This is a genomic window from Streptomyces sp. NPDC015661 (genome assembly GCF_043077765.1).
Classification (GTDB): domain Bacteria; phylum Actinomycetota; class Actinomycetes; order Streptomycetales; family Streptomycetaceae; genus Streptomyces.
Genome location: NZ_JBIBST010000001.1, coordinates 637,409 through 653,427 on the forward strand (window position 1 = coordinate 637,409; position 16,019 = coordinate 653,427).

Below are 16,019 nucleotides of genomic sequence, written 5' to 3' on the forward strand. Positions count from 1 at the left end.
GGGGACGGTCGGGAGACGCGGTGGGCATTACTGGATCGCCACCTTCACGATGCCGGTGAGCGCGATCTGCGCGAGCGCGAGCGGGACGAGCGTCGTCCAGGCGAGCTTCTGGAGCTGGTCCTCACGCAGGCGCGGGTAGCTCACCCGCAGCCAGATGACGACGAACGCGAGGACGGCCGTCTTGAGGAGCGTCCAGACCCAGCCGAGGCCGTCGGCGCCGAAGGGGCCGTGCCAGCCGCCGAGGAAGAGGACGGTGGTGAGACCGCAGAGGACGACGATGCCCGCGTACTCGGCGAGCAGGAAGAGCGCGAAGCGGAGACCGGTGTACTCGGTGTACGCGCCGAAGATGATCTCCGAGTCGGCGACCGGCATGTCGAACGGGGGCCGCTGGAGCTCGGCGAGGCCGGCGACGAAGAACACGAGCGCGCCGATGATCTGCCAGGGCAGCCACCACCACTCGAAGGCGTTCAGGATGCCGGGGAGGGAGACGGTGCCGGCGGCCATCGCGACGGAGGCGGCGGCGAGCAGCATCGGGAGCTCGTACGCGAGGAGCTGGGCGGCCGTACGCAGCGCGCCGAGCAGCGAGAACTTGTTCGCCGAGGCCCAGCCGGCCATGAGGCTGCCGAGGACGCCGACGCCCATCACGGCGAGCACGAAGAAGATGCCGGCGTCGACGAGCTGCCCGACGGCCCCTTCGCTCGGGCCGATCGGGATGGCGACGAGCACGAGGAGGTACGGGAGGAGGGCGACGGCCGGCGCGAGCTGGAAGATCCTCCGGTCCGCCTCCTTCGGGACCACGTCCTCCTTCTGCGCGAACTTCACGCCGTCGGCGACGAGCTGGGCCCAGCCGTGGAAGCCACCGGCGTACATGGGGCCGAGGCGGCCCTGCATGTGGGCCATGACCTTGTGCTCGGTCTGCCCGACGACGAGCGGCAGCACGAGGAAGACCCCGAAGACGATGAGCAGCCTGAGGGCGACGTCGAGTGCGTCGTTCACGCGGGATCGCCTCCGGCGGGGTCGGTGGGCTTGTCGGTGGGCTCGGGGGTGGACTCGCCCTGCTGATCGGGGCGGACCACGTCGGTCTCGGTGGCGGGTGCCTCCGGCGGGGCGGGGGCGGTGGGGGCCTCGGGGGCCGGTGCCTCCGGCGATGCGTCCGGGCCCGGGGTCTCGGGGGCGGGTGCCTCCGGCGGGGCGGGGGCGGTGGGGGCCTCGGGGGCCGGTGCCTCCGGCGATGCGTCCGGGCCCGGGGCGTCGGGGGCGGGTGCCCCGGCGTCCGGACCCGCTGCGTCAGGGGCGGGTGTCTTGGCGTCCGGGCCCGGGGTCTCGGGGGCGGGTGCCCCGGCGTCCGGACCCGCTGCGTCAGGGGCGGGTGTCTTGGCGTCCGGGCCCGGGGTCTCGGGGGCGGGTGCCTCCGGTGGGGACGGCTCGGTCGGGGGCTTCGGCGTCGCCGGCTCCTCGTCGAAGGCCGGGCGCGCGTGGTGCCAGGGGGCGTCCGAGCTGCGGGTACGCGGAGTGGCGCCCGCCGCACGGGGGGCGGGGCCGGCCGTGTCCGGGGCCTCGTCCGCCGCGGCCGGTGCCTCCGGCGCCGCCTGGCTAGCCGAGCCGTCGGCGGCCGAGCGGGTACGGCGCGGGGGGCGGGCCGTGGCGGCCGGGGTCTCCGCGGACGTGCCCGGCTCCGGGGCCGTCTGGCTCGCGGAACCGTCGGCCGCCGAGCGGGAGCGGCGCACCGGGGCACCCGGCTCCGGGGCCGCCTGGCTCGCCGAGCCGTCCGCGGTCGTGCGGGTACGGCGGGGCGGGCGGGCCGTGGCGCTGGGGTCCTCCGTGGTCGCTCCCGGCTCCGGAGTCACCTGGCTCGCCGAGCCCTCGGACGCCGAGCGGGAGCGGCGCACCGGGGCGCCCGCCTCCGGGGCCGCCTGGCTCGCGGAGCCCTCCGTGGCCGTGCGGGCGCGGCGGACCGGGCGCTCGCCGGCCGCGGCGCGGGCCGGGCGGTCGCCCGCTGCCGCGCGGGCGGGGCGGGTGGGTGCCGGGGGGAGCTGGCCCTTCAGGGGGCCCCATTCGTTGGGGTCGGGGACGCCGGGCGGGAGCATCTGGCGACGCTTCGGGCCGCCGCCGTCGTGCGACTCGCCCGGTTCCTTCGCGCCCGGCCACGCCTTGGCGACCCGGGCCGCGAGGACGAAGTCCTTGCGCAGCGGATGGCCCTCGAAGTTCTCGGGGAGCAGGAGGGGGACGAGGTGCGGGTGGCCCTCGAAGGCGACGCCGAACATCTCGTGGGTCTCGCGCTCGTGCCAGCCCGCGCCCGCGTAGACCCCGATCGCCGTCGGGAGGGCGGGGGCCTCGTGCGGGACCGTCGTGCGCAGCAGGAGGCGCTTCGGGGCGCCCTCCCCCAGCGCCACCACGTGCGCGCAGACGCGGAAGCCCGCACCGGGCTCGTCCACCGCGCTCAGCCAGTCGAAGTAGGTGCAGCCGAGGACGTCGCGGGCGGTCTCGAGCGCCGTGATCCAGGCCGCCGGCGGCACGTCGACGGTCAGGAGGTCGTACGCCTGTTCCGCCGTCGCCTCCTCGCCGAAGATCTCCGTCACGGACTCGGGGAGGGAGTCGTAGCCGGTCATGCGGTGCCTCCGGGCCGCTCGACCAGGGGGCTCGTCAGCTGGGAGACCGTGGCGGCGGTCGCGTACCGCTCCGCCAGGCTCTCCCGGGCGATCTTCTCCTGGAGCTTGAGGATGCCCTGGAGCAGCGCCTCCGGGCGCGGCGGGCAGCCGGGGACGTAGACGTCGACCGGGATGATCTGGTCGACGCCCTTGGTGACCGAGTACGAGTCCCAGTACGGGCCGCCGCAGTTCGAGCAGGCGCCGAAGGAGATGACGTACTTCGGCTCGGGCATCTGCTCGTACAGACGCTTCACGGCCGGCGCCATCTTGTCCGTCACCGTGCCCGAGACGATCATCAGGTCGGCCTGGCGCGGTCCCGGCGCGAAGGGGATCACGCCGAGCCGGATGAAGTCGTGCCGGGCCATCGACGCGGCGATGAACTCGATCGCGCAGCAGGCGAGGCCGAAGTTGAAGACCCACAGGCTGTAGCGGCGGCCCCAGTTCAGGACCACCTTCATCGGCTCGGGGGCCAGGCGGGCGAGCGGCCCCAGCTTCGGAGCGGGCAGGGGTGTTACGTCCATGCCAGGACGCCCTTCTTGTACGCGTAGAGCAGCCCCACGGCCAGGAAGCCGAGGAAGACGAACATCTCGACCAGGGTCGTGGCGCCGTAGCCGGGCGCGGCGAAGACCGTCGCCCAGGGGAAGAGGAAGATCGAGTCGACGGCGAAGATGACGTAGAGGAAGGCGTACACGTAGTAGCGGACCTGGGTGTGGGCCCAGCCCTCCCCGACGGGGTCGACACCGCACTCGTAGGTGAGGAGCTTCTCGGGCGTCGGCACGACGGGCCTGAGCAGCCGCCCGGCGCCGAACGCCACGGCGACGAACAGCACGCCGACGACGGCGAGCAGGCCGACGACGGAGTACGTCTGGAAGTAGTCCGCCGCGTCGGCCGCGACAACGGTCGGTTCCCGCACGTCCGCCCCTCGGTCTCGGTGTCTCATGAGTCACTTCTGTACGCACGCGAGTCTAGGCCCTGCTAAAGGGACCGTAAGCAGTCGCGGGTGCCTTCGTGAGCGCTCCGGCAAGTGGGGATAGCCCCCCTCCCGCTCACCGACCTCCCCCATGGCGCCGCGCCCTCCCCGACCGGCAGTCTGGGGAGCATGACCGCCGATCTTGATCCCGTCGAGTCCACCGAGCCGTCCGGCTCCGCCGACTCCGCCGAAAGGCCGCGCCCGCCGCTGCGGTTCGCCTATGGGAAGGAGACCTGGAAGGAGGTCGCCTTCCTCCTCTCCAACCTCTTCACCTCGCTGGCCGGTTTCGTCTACGCGATCGTCAGCGTCGCCCTCGGCGTGGGCCTCTCGGTCACGGTGATCGGGCTGCCGCTGCTCGCCCTCGGCCTCGGCGGCGCCCGTCTGATCGGCCGGTCGGAGCGGGCGCGGGCCCGCGGGCTGCTGGGGGTGAAGATCGTGGAGCCCTCCCCGCTGCCCCGGCACCGCGGTTTCTTCGGCTGGCTGTGGGGCTCGCTGAAGGACCCGGTGGCCTGGCGGACCCAGCTGTACGGGCTGATCCGGCTGCCCTGGGGCATCGTGACGTTCACCGTCGGCCTGGTCTCGCTCCTCGTCCTCTGGCCCGTCCTGCCGTTCCTGGCCCGCGGCCTCACCAACGGCGACCGGGGCATGGTCCGGGGGCTGCTCTCGCCCTCCGACGAGCTGGAGCGGCGGATCGCCGAGCTGGAGTCGGACCGGGGCGTGGTCGTCGACACCGCCGCCGCCGACCTGCGGCGCATCGAACGCGACCTGCACGACGGCGCCCAGGCCCGGCTCGTGGCCCTCGCGATGGGGCTCGGCCTCGCCAAGGAGAAGCTGCTCGAGGACCCGGAGGCCGCCGCGGCGATGGTCGACGAGGCGCACGGCGAGGTGAAGCTCGCCCTCCAGGAGCTGCGGGACCTCGCCCGGGGCATCCACCCGGCCGTCCTCACCGACCGGGGCCTGAGCGCGGCGCTCTCCGCCGTGTCCGCGCGCTGCACGGTGACGGTGGCGGTGAACGTGGACCTGGCGGAGCGGCCGGCGGAGGCGATCGAGGGCATCGCCTACTTCACGGTCTCGGAACTCCTCCAGAACGTCTCCAAGCACGCGCGCGCCCGGTCCGCGTCCGTGGAGGTCTGGCGGGCCGGCGAGCGGCTGATGCTCCAGGTGCGGGACGACGGGGCCGGCGGGGCGCGCTTCGACGGCGGTACGGGTCTTGCGGGGCTCGCGGAGCGGCTCGGCGCGGTCGACGGGCTGCTGGTCCTGGACTCCCCCGAGGGCGGTCCGACGACGGTCACGGCGGAGCTGCCGTGGCGGTCGCGGCCGGCGGCCACCTCCCGCAGGTAGGGAAAACCCCCGCCTCCGGACGCCCACTCGCCTCATGGTCCGGCGGGGCTCGGGACGGAACCCTGGAACACGTACCGCCCGCCCCGACCGCTTCCAGCAGAGAAGGAACACCGCGATGGCCTCCCTCCCCCTGCCCGCCGCGATCCGCGCGCCGTTCGAGGCGCGTACCTGGCGGGCCGTCCTGTACGTGCTGATCGGGCTCCCGCTGAGCATCTGCTGGTTCGCGCTCTCCGTCGCCCTCGTGTCGGCCGGCGCCGGGCTGCTCATCACCTTCCTCGGCGTGCCGATCCTGGCCGGGGCGCTCGGGATGTGCCGGGGCTTCGGAGCGGTGGAGCGGGCCCGGGCGCGCGGGCTGCTCGGCCTCGACGTCGCCGCGCCGGAGCCGGTGCGCGGGCGGACCGGCGGGGCGTTCTCGTGGATGGGGGCCATGCTGAAGAGCGGTGCGTCGTGGCGGCACCTGCTGTACGCGGTCCTGCACATGCCGTGGGCGGTGTTCTCGTTCTCGGTGACCGTGGCGCTGTGGGCCTGGGGCTGGAGCCTCTTCACGTATCCGCTGTGGCAGTGGGTCTTCCCCGCGTGGGTGGGGCAGGACGGGATCCAGCTGTACGGCGACGCCACCCACGCCCTCTACCTCGACGCGCCCTTCGAGATCGCCGTGACCAGCGCGATCGGGCTCGTGTTCGTGCTCATCGGGCCGTGGGTGCTGCGGGGGCTCCTCTCCGTCGACCGGCTCCTCGTCTCCGGGCTCCTCGGCCCGTCCCGGCTGGCCTCGCGCGTCACGGAGCTGGAGTCCGACCGGGGCGTGGTCGTCGACACCGCGGCGGCCGATCTGCGGCGCATCGAGCGCGACCTGCACGACGGCGCGCAGGCGCGGCTCGCCGCGCTCGCCATGGACCTGGGGCTCGCGAAGGAGAAGCTGGCGCGGGACCCGCATGCGGCGGCGGTACTCGTCGACGAGGCGCACGGCGAGGTGAAGCTCGCCCTCCAGGAGCTGCGGGACCTCGCCCGGGGCATCCACCCGGCCGTCCTCACGGACCGGGGCCTGGACGCGGCGCTCTCCGCCGTGGCCTCCCGGTGCTCGGTCCCGGTCTCCGTGGACGTGGACCTGCCGGCGCGGCCGGTGCCGGCGATCGAGGGCATCGCCTACTTCACGGTCTCGGAGCTCCTCCAGAACGTCACCCGGCACTCGGGGGCGCGGCGGGCCTGGGTGGACGTGTGGCGCACGGAGAACCGGCTGATGCTCCAGGTACGGGACGACGGGGTGGGGGGCGCGGTGGCCTCGGGCGGCGGCGGTACGGGGCTGGCGGGGCTCGCGGAGCGGGTGGGTGCGGTGGACGGGGTCCTGGCGGTGGACTCGCCGGCGGGCGGCCCGACGACGGTGACGGTAGAACTCCCCTGGCGCGCGTAGCCCCCTGCCGACGCCGCGCCCCGAGCACACCCGATCCCCAGGGTCCCGCGCCCACGTGCCGAGCCCCGCGGGCCCACGCCCGCATGGGCGCCGCCCCCCGCCCCCGTTGTGGGCAGGCGTTCCGCAAGGGGCGATTGCCCACACGGCGGGTGGGCCGGGGCACCGCACCGTACGGGCGCCGCCCGCGCGGGGCGGGGCGGAGCCCCGGGTGGGGGTGCCGCCCCAGCGGAACGCATGCCCACACGGCGGGTGGGCGCCGCGCAGCGGGGCAATTGGCCACACGGGGCGGGGGCGGAGGCGCCCGCGGGTGGGGTTGAGCTGACATGCTGAGGGTTCTGGTGAAGGACCGAGGCAGGGGGCTGCAGGGCGTGAGTGGGCAAGGTGTGGCGGGGCGCGTACGGGTGGTCATCGCCGAGGATTCCGTACTGCTCAGGGAGGGGCTCACCCGGCTCCTGACGGATCTGGGGCACGAGGTCGTCGCCGGTGTCGGCGACGGGGAGGCCCTGGTGGAGACCGTCGCGGGCCTCGCGGGCGAGGGCGCGCTGCCGGACGTGGTCGTGGCCGACGTGCGCATGCCGCCGACGCACACCGACGAGGGCGTGCGGGCGGCGGTGCGGCTGCGGAAGGAGCACCCGGGGCTCGGCGTGCTGGTCCTGTCGCAGTACGTGGAGGAGCAGTACGCCACCGAACTCCTGGCCGGTTCCACCCGTGGCGTGGGCTATCTCCTGAAGGACCGGGTCGCGGAGGTCCGTGAGTTCGTGGACGCGGTCGTCCGGGTGGCCGGGGGCGGTACGGCCCTGGACCCCGAGGTGGTGCAGCAGCTGCTGGGCCGGAGCCGGCAGCAGGACGTGCTGGCGAATCTGACTCCTCGCGAGCGGGAGGTCCTGGGTCTGATGGCCGAGGGCCGGACGAACTCCGCCATCGCGAAAGCCCTGGTGGTGAGCGACGGCGCGGTGGAGAAGCACATCAGCAACATCTTCCTGAAGCTGGGTCTCTCCCCGAGCGACGGTGATCACCGCCGGGTGCTCGCGGTATTGACGTACCTGAAGTCCTGATCATCTGACACCCTGTCAGATATCCTGGTCCTAGTTCCAAAGGATGAGGCGGAATCCGACTTTCCGGAACACTCCGGGTGGCGACAGAACGTGACGATTCAGGGCAAGAGGGCGTCTCAAAAAGAGGTCCATGATGTGAGAAGTCCCGGGAAGGCCCCCCTTACCGTCGTAGGGTGGGCCTCGGGACGGAAGGTGATCTCCGCACAGGGGCCGCCTGCCGCGCCCCGAGCCTTCTCCCCGCCTCCGGCGGAGAGTCCCCTTGCCGCGAGGGAGGTCCAGTTCAGTGACCAGCCAGGTCAGTAGCGAGGCCGGTGAGGCCCTGGTCGGGGAGCAGCGCAGTGCCCCGGCGACGCCCCACAACGGCACCGAGAAGGAAGTGCGCCGGCTCGACCGGGTGATCATCCGCTTCGCGGGTGACTCCGGTGACGGCATGCAGCTGACGGGTGACCGCTTCACCTCGGAGACGGCGTCCTTCGGGAACGACCTCTCCACGCTGCCGAACTTCCCGGCCGAGATCCGGGCGCCTGCCGGAACCCTGCCGGGTGTCTCGTCCTTCCAGCTCCACTTCGCCGACCACGACATCCTGACCCCGGGCGACGCCCCGAACGTGCTGGTCGCGATGAACCCCGCCGCCCTCAAGGCGAACATCGGGGACGTGCCGCGCGGCGGCGAGATCATCGTCAACACCGACGAGTTCGCCAAGCGCGCCATGGCCAAGGTCGGGTACGCGACCTCGCCCCTCGAAGACGGGTCGCTCGACGGGTACCGGGTCCACCCCGTACCCCTGACGACGCTCACCCTGGAGGCCCTCAAGGAGTTCGGCCTGTCCCGGAAGGAGGCCGAGCGGAGCAAGAACATGTTCGCGCTCGGGCTGCTGTCCTGGATGTACCACCGGCCGACCGAGGGCACCGAGACCTTCCTGCGCCAGAAGTTCGCGAAGAAGCCGGAGATCGCCGAGGCCAACGTGGCCGCCTTCCGGGCCGGCTGGAACTTCGGCGAGACCACCGAGGACTTCGCCGTCTCCTACGAGGTCGCCCCCGCGACCCGGGCCTTCCCGACCGGCACGTACCGGAACATCTCCGGGAACCTGGCCCTCTCGTACGGTCTGATCGCCGCCGCCCGCCAGGCCGACCTGCCGCTCTACCTCGGCTCGTACCCGATCACCCCGGCCTCGGACATCCTGCACGAGCTCAGCAAGCACAAGAACTTCGGCGTGCGGACGTTCCAGGCCGAGGACGAGATCGCCGGGATCGGCGCCGCGCTCGGCGCGGCCTTCGGCGGCTCCCTCGCCGTGACCACCACGAGCGGCCCCGGTGTGGCGCTGAAGTCCGAGACCATCGGACTCGCCGTCTCCCTGGAGCTGCCGCTCCTCGTCGTCGACATCCAGCGCGGCGGACCCTCCACGGGTCTGCCCACCAAGACCGAGCAGGCCGACCTCCTCCAGGCCATGTACGGCCGCAACGGCGAGGCGCCGGTCCCGGTCGTGGCCCCGAGGACGCCCGCCGACTGCTTCGACGCGGCCCTGGAGGCGGCGCGGATCGCGCTGACCTACCGCACGCCCGTCTTCCTGCTGTCGGACGGCTATCTGGCCAACGGGTCGGAGCCGTGGCGGATCCCGGAGGTCGAGGACCTGCCCGACCTCACGACCCCGTTCGCCATGGGGCCGAACCACACCCTCGCCGACGGCACCGAGGTCTTCTGGCCGTACAAGCGCGACCCCGAGACCCTCGCCCGCCCCTGGGCCGTGCCCGGCACCCCCGGTCTCGAACACCGCATCGGCGGCATCGAGAAGCAGGACGGCACGGGCAACATCTCGTACGACCCCGCCAACCACGAGCTCATGGTCCGCACCCGCCAGGCCAAGATCGACGGCATCGAGGTCCCGGACATCGAGGTCGACGACCCGGACGGCGCGCGCACCCTGGTCCTCGGCTGGGGCTCCACCTACGGCCCGATCACGGCGGCCGTCCGCCGCATCCGCCGCGAGGGCGGCCACATCGCCCAGGCCCATCTGCGCCACCTCAACCCCTTCCCGAAGAACCTCGGCGAGGTCCTGAAGCGGTACGGGAAAGTCGTGGTCCCCGAGATGAACCTCGGCCAGCTCGCCACCCTCGTCCGGGCGAAGTACCTCGTCGACGCCCGCAGCCACACCCAGGTCAACGGCATGCCGTTCAAGGCCGAGCAGCTCGCCGCCGCTCTCAAGGAGGTCATCGATGCCTGAGCCCCTGCTGCATCTGGTGCCGAAGGCCGAGGCCGCCCAGTCCATGAAGGACTTCAAGTCGGACCAGGAGGTCCGCTGGTGTCCCGGCTGCGGTGACTACGCGGTCCTCGCCGCCGTGCAGGGCTTCATGCCCGAGCTCGGGCTGGCGAAGGAGAACATCGTCTTCGTCTCCGGCATCGGCTGCTCCTCCCGCTTCCCGTACTACATGAACACCTACGGGATGCACTCCATCCACGGCCGCGCGCCCGCCATCGCGACGGGCCTCGCCACCTCGCGCCGCGACCTCTCCGTCTGGGTCGTCACGGGCGACGGCGACGCGCTGTCCATCGGCGGAAACCACCTGATCCACGCCCTGCGCCGCAACGTGAACCTGAAGATCCTGCTCTTCAACAACCGGATCTACGGCCTCACCAAGGGCCAGTACTCCCCCACCTCGGAGCTCGGCAAGATCACCAAGTCGACCCCGATGGGCTCGCTCGACGCGCCCTTCAACCCGGTGTCGCTGGCGCTCGGCGCGGAGGCCTCCTTCGTGGCCCGTACGGTCGACTCCGACCGCAAGCACCTCACGGAGGTGCTCCGCCAGGCCTCCGAGCACAACGGCACGGCGCTCGTCGAGATCTACCAGAACTGCAACATCTTCAACGACGGCGCCTTCGAGGTCCTCAAGGACAAGGACCAGGCCAAGGAGGCGGTCATCCGCCTCGAACACGGGCAGCCGATCCGCTTCGGCGCCGAGAACGAGAAGGGCGTCGTCCGCGACCCGTCCACCGGCGACCTCCAGGTCGTGACGGTCACCCCGGAGAACGAGGCGCGGATCCTCGTCCACGACGCCCACGCGGCCACCCCCACCACGGCCTTCGCGCTCTCCCGCCTCGCGGACCCGGACACCCTGCACCAGACCCCCATCGGCGTCTTCCGCTCGGTGGACCGCCCGGTGTACGACACGCTGATGGCGGACCAGCTCGACAAGGCCGTCGAACAGCGGGGCAAGGGCGACCTCGCCCAGCTGCTGACCGGCAACGACACCTGGACGGTCGTCGGCTGACGCCCGTCCGAGGGGCCCGGTCCGCGGCGCGGGCCGGGCCCCTCGTCAGTCCTCCTTCGCGGCGGTCGCGAAGTGGCCCCGGTAGGTGGGGACCCCGCCGCGCACCTGCCAGAGGAAGACCGCGTTCAGCTCCGCGTCCTTGCTGTTCTTCAGGTCGGGCCGGTACGTCTTCGCGATCCCCTCGTACGGGCCCTGGCGCAGACCGTTCATGACGGCGGAATCCACGTTCTCCACCTTGTTCGCGAGCGCCGTGCGCAGCGCCTGCGCGATCCAGTGAACGATGTCGTACGCCTCCGTCGCGTACCGCTCGAACGGTGCTGTCGCAGGCAGCTTCCAGCGCTCGCGATAGGCGGCGGCAAACCGTTTTCCGGCCGGCATGCGGCCGGGGTCGACGTAGCCGGTGCCGAAGTACCAGCCCTCCGCCGCCGGGCCCGCCAGGCTCAGGAACTCGGGCTGGAGCACCTGCTCCGTGCTGCCGCACGGCCCCTTGTACCCCTGACGGGCCAGGGCCTTGGCGCACAGCGCGGCCCGACGGGGCGACGTCCCCGCGTAGTACACGCCGTCGGGACGCGCCGCGAGGGCCCGCCGGACGACGGACTCGAAGTCCTCGCTGCCCGCCTCCACCGGGTGGGAGGTGGTGATGCCCCCTTTTTCGGACGAAGGGGCGTTCTCCTTCAGGATCCTGGCGGCGAACCAGGCGGACCGTCCGGCCGCCCGGTCCTCTATGACGGCGGTTCTGCGGCGGTCGTGCTCGTTCAGCCACCGGCTGAAGGCCACGACCATCACATCGGGCGAGGCCCGGGCCTCGAGGTAGTACTGGGCGTTGCCCGTTCCGGCGAGGTCCGATTCCTGGGCCGAGGCGACCGCACTCACCAACGGGACCTTGTGGAGGAGGAGTTCGTCGTAGACGGCGGTGTCCGTCCCGGTGACCGTCGGGCCGGTCACGACGGCCAGGTTCCCGATGCCGACCAGGGCCCGGGCGGCCGCCTTGGCGCGCTTCGGGTCTCCCCCGTCGTCGATGACCTTCAGGGCCATGTCGAAGGTGCGGTCGGCGCGGGCGTTGTGGGTCTCCACGGCGAGCCGCGCCCCGCGTTCCTGCGCCCGTCCGTCGGCCTTCGTCGCTCCGCTCAGGTCGGTGACGACGCCGATCGTGTACGTGGCGAGCTGCGCGCCCGTGCCCGTACCGCCGCCGCTTCCGGAGGGCGTACGGCTCAGCAGGTAGGCGGTCAGGCCGCCGGCGCCGACGACGGCCGCCGCCGAGGCGCCGATCAGGAACCGGCGGCGCGAAGGGCCCTGCGGGGGCTCGTCTGCCACGAGCATCGTGGGCTCCGGCACCGGCAGGTCGAGGACCCGGGAGGAGCGCCGGCCGATCAGGGCGGGCAGGCCGTCCGGCAGCCAGTCCCCCGCCGGGCCCCCGGCCTCCCCCAGGGCGGCCCGCACCTCGGCCGCCGTGGGCCGGTCCTCCGGGTCCTTCGCGAGACAGGCCGTGACCAGGGGAAGGATCGTGTCCGGTACGTCGTCGAGTGCGGGCTCCTCGTGGACCGTGCGGTAGACGACGGCCGCCACCGCGCCCGTACCGAAGGGGCGTTCGCCGGTGAGCGCGTAGGCGAGGACGCAGCCGAGCGAGAAGACGTCGGCGGCCGGTCCGACCTCCCCCGAGCCGGCGACGCGGGCCTGTTCGGGGGCGAGGAAGCCGGGGGTGCCGATCATCGCGTCAGTGGCGGTCAGGGCGGTCGCCCCGGCGGTCCTGGCGATGCCGAAGTCGATCAGCCGGGGCCCGTCGAGGGCGAGGAGGACGTTTCCCGGCTTGACGTCCCGGTGGACGAGCCCTGCCTCGTGCATGTCGGCGAGCGCGGCCGCGAGACGGGCGCCGAGGGCCCGTACGGTCGGCTCGGGCAGGGCGCCGTGCAGGGCGACGGCCTCGGCGAGCGAGGGCCCGGGCACGTACTCGGTCGCCAGCCAGGGCTCGCGGGCCTCCGGGTCGGCGCCGAGGACGCGGACGACCCAGCGGCCGGTGATGCGTTCGGCGGCCCGCGCCTCGCGGCGGAACCGTTCCCGGAAGCCGGGGTCGGCGGCGTGCTCGGCGCGGATGAGCTTGAGCGCGGCGAGCGCACCGCCGGTCGAGCGGGCGAGGTAGACGACGCCCATGCCGCCGGCGCCGAGGCGGCCGAGGAGGCGGTACCCGGCGATCGCCGAAGGATCGGCCTTGCGCAGTGGCTGCACGGGCTCAGGCCTTCTTCTTGTTCCGCGCGGGCTTGTTCGGCATCAGGGGTGCGGCGCCGACCGGCTTGTACGCGCCGTTCTGCACGGCGTAGACGTAGGTGCCGCCGGGGCTCAGCTCGCCCGTCTCGTTGAAGGTGTAGGACCCCATCGCGCCGGTGTACTTCTGCTTGCGCAGCGCGGCCCACAGCCCCTTCCGGGCGGGCTTGCGGCCGGCCTTCGTGTCGGCCGCGAGCTGCTGGAGCGTCATCGTGACCACGTCGTACGACTCGCCCGCGTAGTACGCGGGGGCCGTGCCGTACCGCTTGCGGTGGGCGGCGGTGAAGGCGGCGGCCGTCTTCAGCGTGGCGGGGTCGGCGACGGGGGCGCACACGAACCAGCCCTCGGCGTCCGCCCCGCCCTGCTCGACGAAGTCCTGGTCGAAGACGTGCTGGCCGGTGAACCTCGGCCCGGTGAAGCCGAGTTCGGTGAGCGCGCGGGCCGCGAGGACGGCGGTCTCGGTGATTCCGCAGTGGATGTACGCGTCGATGCCGGCGTCGATCATCTCGCCGAGGACCCGGCGGTAGTCGCGCGCCCGGGCCTGGGCCGGGACGACCCGGTAGTGCGGGGTGATCCCGGCCTGTCCGAAGCCGAAGCGCACGCCGCCGGTGAGCTGCCAGCTGTACGAGTCCTCGATCCGGTCCTCCAGGACGCCGGGACGGCTGATCTTCGGCAGCAGGGTGGCGGCGAAGGCGAGGTGGGCGCCGGCGAAGATGTGGCTCGGGATGGCCCGCAGGACCGTCTCGTTCGGCAGGTTCCCGTCGGGCCGCAGGGTGAGCAGGTTGTATCCGGCCGAGACCGTGATCAGCGGGATTCCGGCCTCCTCGAAGGCGGGGAGGACGGCCAGGCCGACGGCGTCGGTGGTGGCACCGAGGACGGCGATGACCCCCGGGTCGGTGGTCAGTACCCTGGCGCGTTCCATGGCCCGGGCCGCGTCGCTCCGGTCGTCGACCACCTTGAGTTCGAGCGTGAAGGGCTTGTCCTTGCGGGCGTTGAACTGCTCGACGGCCAGGCGCGCGCCGCGCTCCTGGGCCTGGCCGATCGCCTTGGCGGGTCCGGAGAGGTCGGCGAGGACACCGATGGTCCAGCTCGTGCGGGGCGGCGGGGTCTTCTTGCCGTCGCCCGCGCTCTCCCGGCCGTCCCCGAGACCCGCCCAGATGCTGCCGCCGCCCACCGCGAGCACGGCGCCGCCGGCGGCGAGCAGGAAGCCGCGCCGGCTCTTCGCGGGCGGGGCGGGTGGCGTGCCGGGCTCGGTGGTGTCGATCTCGGGGAGGGCGAGCATCCGGGCGGAGCGTTCGGCGATGGTCCGGACGACGGGCGCGGGCAGCCACTCGGCGCCGTCGCGCGGGGTGTCCTCGACGAGCCGTACGCAGGCCTCGGCCGCCGTGGGCCGGGCGGCCGGGTCCTTGGCGAGGCAGGCCCGGACGAGGTCGAGCAGCCCTTCGGGTACGCCGGTGAGGTCGGGCTCGTCGTGGACGGTGCGGTACATGAGGGCGTCCACGGCGCCGGTGCCGAAGGGCGGGCGGCCGGTCGCCGCGTAGGCGAGGAGGCAGCCGAGGGCGAAGACGTCGGCGGGCGGGCCGATGGCGTCGGTGCGGGCCTCGGCCTGCTCGGGGGCGAGGAAGCCGGGCGTGCCGACGACCATGTCGGTGGCGGTGAGCGCGGTCTCTCCGGTGCTGCGGGCGATGCCGAAGTCGATGAGGCGGGGGCCGTCGACGGCGAGGAGGACGTTGCCGGGCTTGACGTCCCGGTGGACGAGCCCGGCCGCGTGCACGGCGGCGAGGGCGCGGGCGACGGACCAGCCGAGGAGGCGGGCGGACCGCTCGGGCAGCGGGCCGTGCGCGGTGACGGCCTCGCCGAGGGAGGGTCCCGCGACGAAGGCGGTGGCCATCCAGGGTTCGGGGGCGTCCGGGTCGGCGCCGGTGACGGGCACGGCCCAGGGGCTGGAGACCCGCCGTGCGGCTTCGACCTCGCGGCGGAAGCGGGCGCGGAAGTCGGGCTGGTCGGCCTGGTCGGCGTGGGTGACCTTGACGGCGGCGAGCTCGCCGGCGGCGGTGCGGCCGAGGTAGACGACGCCCATGCCGCCGGCGCCGAGGCGGCCGAGGAGCCGGTATCCGGCGATCGTGGACGGGTCGGAGGGCAGCAGGGGCTGGAGGTCGCCGGGCTGGGGTCCCGGCTGGGGGGCGGCAGTGCTCACGACTGGACCTCCAACTGCTCCTTGACGCGCTGCAGCATGGTGATGAGGGCATTGGCCTGGGGCTGGACCGTGCCCGTGGTCGTGGGCGTGGCCTGCTCGGCATAGCCGGGGGCGGCCTTGACGACGGTGGCGACGGTGACCTGGCCGATGCGGGACTGGGTCCAGCCGTACTGCTGCTTCCCCTTCACGTCGTCGCGCTCGTAGAAGCCGCGTTCGCCGAGGGAGTCGTCGGCGGTGTACATGCCGTCGCGGCCGAACGCGTTGCCGACCGAGATGAGCCCGGAGATGCGCTCGCCGGCGCGCAGCCTCTGGTCGGGGCAGCGCAGCGCCTCTTCGAGCGTGGAGGCCATCTCCCAGTCGGCGTCGGTTTCGGTGCGGTGCACGGTGACGGTGGAGGCGACCCGCAGGTTGCCCTTGCCGCCGGCGGCCGGGATCTCGCTGTAGGCGGTGACGCTGTAGAGCACCGTCGAGGGACGGCTGCCGGTCTCCCAGGAGCAGGTCTCGTCGAGCACGGGCCAGTACTCCGGGTCGCTGAGGTACGGGCTGCGCTTGACGTACTCGGGGCCCCAGGCGTCGGGACCTGCGACGACGGCGAGGGCGAGACGCCTGGCCTCGGCCTCGGTCTTCGGCGCGCGCTTCGGGTCCGGAGTGAAGTCGAGGGCGGTCGGCGTGGGGGTCGGGGTCGGGGCGGGGGCCTCGGTCGGGGCCGCCGTCGCGCTCGTACCGCTCTTGCCGTCGGGTTTCCTCCCCTCGCCGCCGCTACTGCATCCGGTCGCGATCAGCCCGCCCACCATCACGGCACAGCAGGCACGCAGCAGTCTTCGGTCCCCGTACGCCACAGCTCCCCCACGGTCTTCACGGATTCCCCCGATCGG

Annotated in this window: 12 protein-coding genes; 5 read left to right on the top strand and 7 right to left on the bottom strand. The window is 73.3% G+C overall.

Annotated features, from left to right (window positions below):
- Positions 1 to 27 precede the first annotated feature (27 nt).
- From ACF07V_RS03100 to ACF07V_RS03115, 4 genes are read right to left on the bottom strand one after another with little or no spacing between them, the layout of a single operon-like run.
- Positions 28 to 996 (bottom strand): NADH-quinone oxidoreductase subunit H, encoded by a 969-nt coding sequence (locus ACF07V_RS03100; RefSeq protein ID WP_392151108.1) that lies wholly within the window; start codon positions 994 to 996, stop codon positions 28 to 30.
- Entirely contained in the window at positions 993 to 2,609 is a 1,617-nt protein-coding gene (locus ACF07V_RS03105; protein WP_392151109.1) for an NADH-quinone oxidoreductase subunit C, read from the bottom strand. Before ACF07V_RS03105 ends, ACF07V_RS03100 begins: the two co-directional genes overlap by 4 nt.
- A complete protein-coding gene (locus ACF07V_RS03110) occupies positions 2,606 to 3,169 on the bottom strand; it encodes an NADH-quinone oxidoreductase subunit B (protein WP_190157505.1) in 564 nt (187 codons plus the stop codon). The genes ACF07V_RS03105 and ACF07V_RS03110 overlap by 4 nt, the downstream gene beginning before the upstream one ends.
- On the bottom strand, positions 3,160 to 3,588 hold the full coding sequence (locus ACF07V_RS03115; RefSeq protein WP_327163673.1) for an NADH-quinone oxidoreductase subunit A: 429 nt from the start codon (positions 3,586 to 3,588) through the stop codon (positions 3,160 to 3,162). Before ACF07V_RS03115 ends, ACF07V_RS03110 begins: the two co-directional genes overlap by 10 nt.
- Positions 3,589 to 3,747: 159 nt before the next feature.
- On the opposite strand from ACF07V_RS03115, the gene ACF07V_RS03120 reads away from it, so the two are divergent.
- The 5 genes from ACF07V_RS03120 (at position 3,748) to ACF07V_RS03140 (ending at position 10,688) form a co-directional block, all read left to right on the top strand.
- Positions 3,748 to 4,959 (top strand): sensor histidine kinase, encoded by a 1,212-nt coding sequence (locus ACF07V_RS03120; RefSeq protein WP_392151110.1) that lies wholly within the window; start codon positions 3,748 to 3,750, stop codon positions 4,957 to 4,959.
- Between the two features lie 115 nt (positions 4,960 to 5,074).
- Complete coding sequence (locus ACF07V_RS03125; protein WP_392151111.1) at positions 5,075 to 6,367, top strand: sensor histidine kinase; 1,293 nt, start codon at positions 5,075 to 5,077, stop codon at positions 6,365 to 6,367.
- Positions 6,368 to 6,690: 323 nt separating this feature from the next.
- Positions 6,691 to 7,422, top strand: a complete 732-nt coding sequence (locus tag ACF07V_RS03130) for a LuxR C-terminal-related transcriptional regulator (protein WP_392151112.1) — start codon at positions 6,691 to 6,693, stop codon at positions 7,420 to 7,422.
- A gap of 283 nt (positions 7,423 to 7,705) precedes the next feature.
- Positions 7,706 to 9,643, top strand: a complete 1,938-nt coding sequence (locus ACF07V_RS03135) for a 2-oxoacid:acceptor oxidoreductase subunit alpha (RefSeq protein WP_392151113.1) — start codon at positions 7,706 to 7,708, stop codon at positions 9,641 to 9,643.
- The gene (locus ACF07V_RS03140; RefSeq protein WP_392151114.1) at positions 9,636 to 10,688 is read left to right on the top strand and encodes a 2-oxoacid:ferredoxin oxidoreductase subunit beta; all 1,053 of its coding nucleotides are present in this window, start codon (positions 9,636 to 9,638) and stop codon (positions 10,686 to 10,688) included. The genes ACF07V_RS03135 and ACF07V_RS03140 overlap by 8 nt, the downstream gene beginning before the upstream one ends.
- A 45-nt stretch (positions 10,689 to 10,733) precedes the next feature.
- Here ACF07V_RS03140 and ACF07V_RS03145 read toward each other — a convergent pair whose 3' ends face one another.
- The 3 genes from ACF07V_RS03145 to ACF07V_RS03155 are packed head-to-tail and all read right to left on the bottom strand — an operon-like array spanning position 10,734 to position 15,983.
- Complete coding sequence (locus ACF07V_RS03145; protein ID WP_392151115.1) at positions 10,734 to 12,911, bottom strand: bifunctional serine/threonine-protein kinase/ABC transporter substrate-binding protein; 2,178 nt, start codon at positions 12,909 to 12,911, stop codon at positions 10,734 to 10,736.
- Positions 12,912 to 12,915: 4 nt separating this feature from the next.
- Complete coding sequence (locus ACF07V_RS03150; RefSeq protein ID WP_392151116.1) at positions 12,916 to 15,144, bottom strand: bifunctional serine/threonine-protein kinase/ABC transporter substrate-binding protein; 2,229 nt, start codon at positions 15,142 to 15,144, stop codon at positions 12,916 to 12,918.
- Positions 15,141 to 15,983: a hypothetical protein gene (locus ACF07V_RS03155; RefSeq protein ID WP_392151117.1), complete on the bottom strand. Its 843-nt coding sequence runs from the start codon at positions 15,981 to 15,983 to the stop codon at positions 15,141 to 15,143. Before ACF07V_RS03155 ends, ACF07V_RS03150 begins: the two co-directional genes overlap by 4 nt.
- Positions 15,984 to 16,019: the final 36 nt, after the last annotated feature.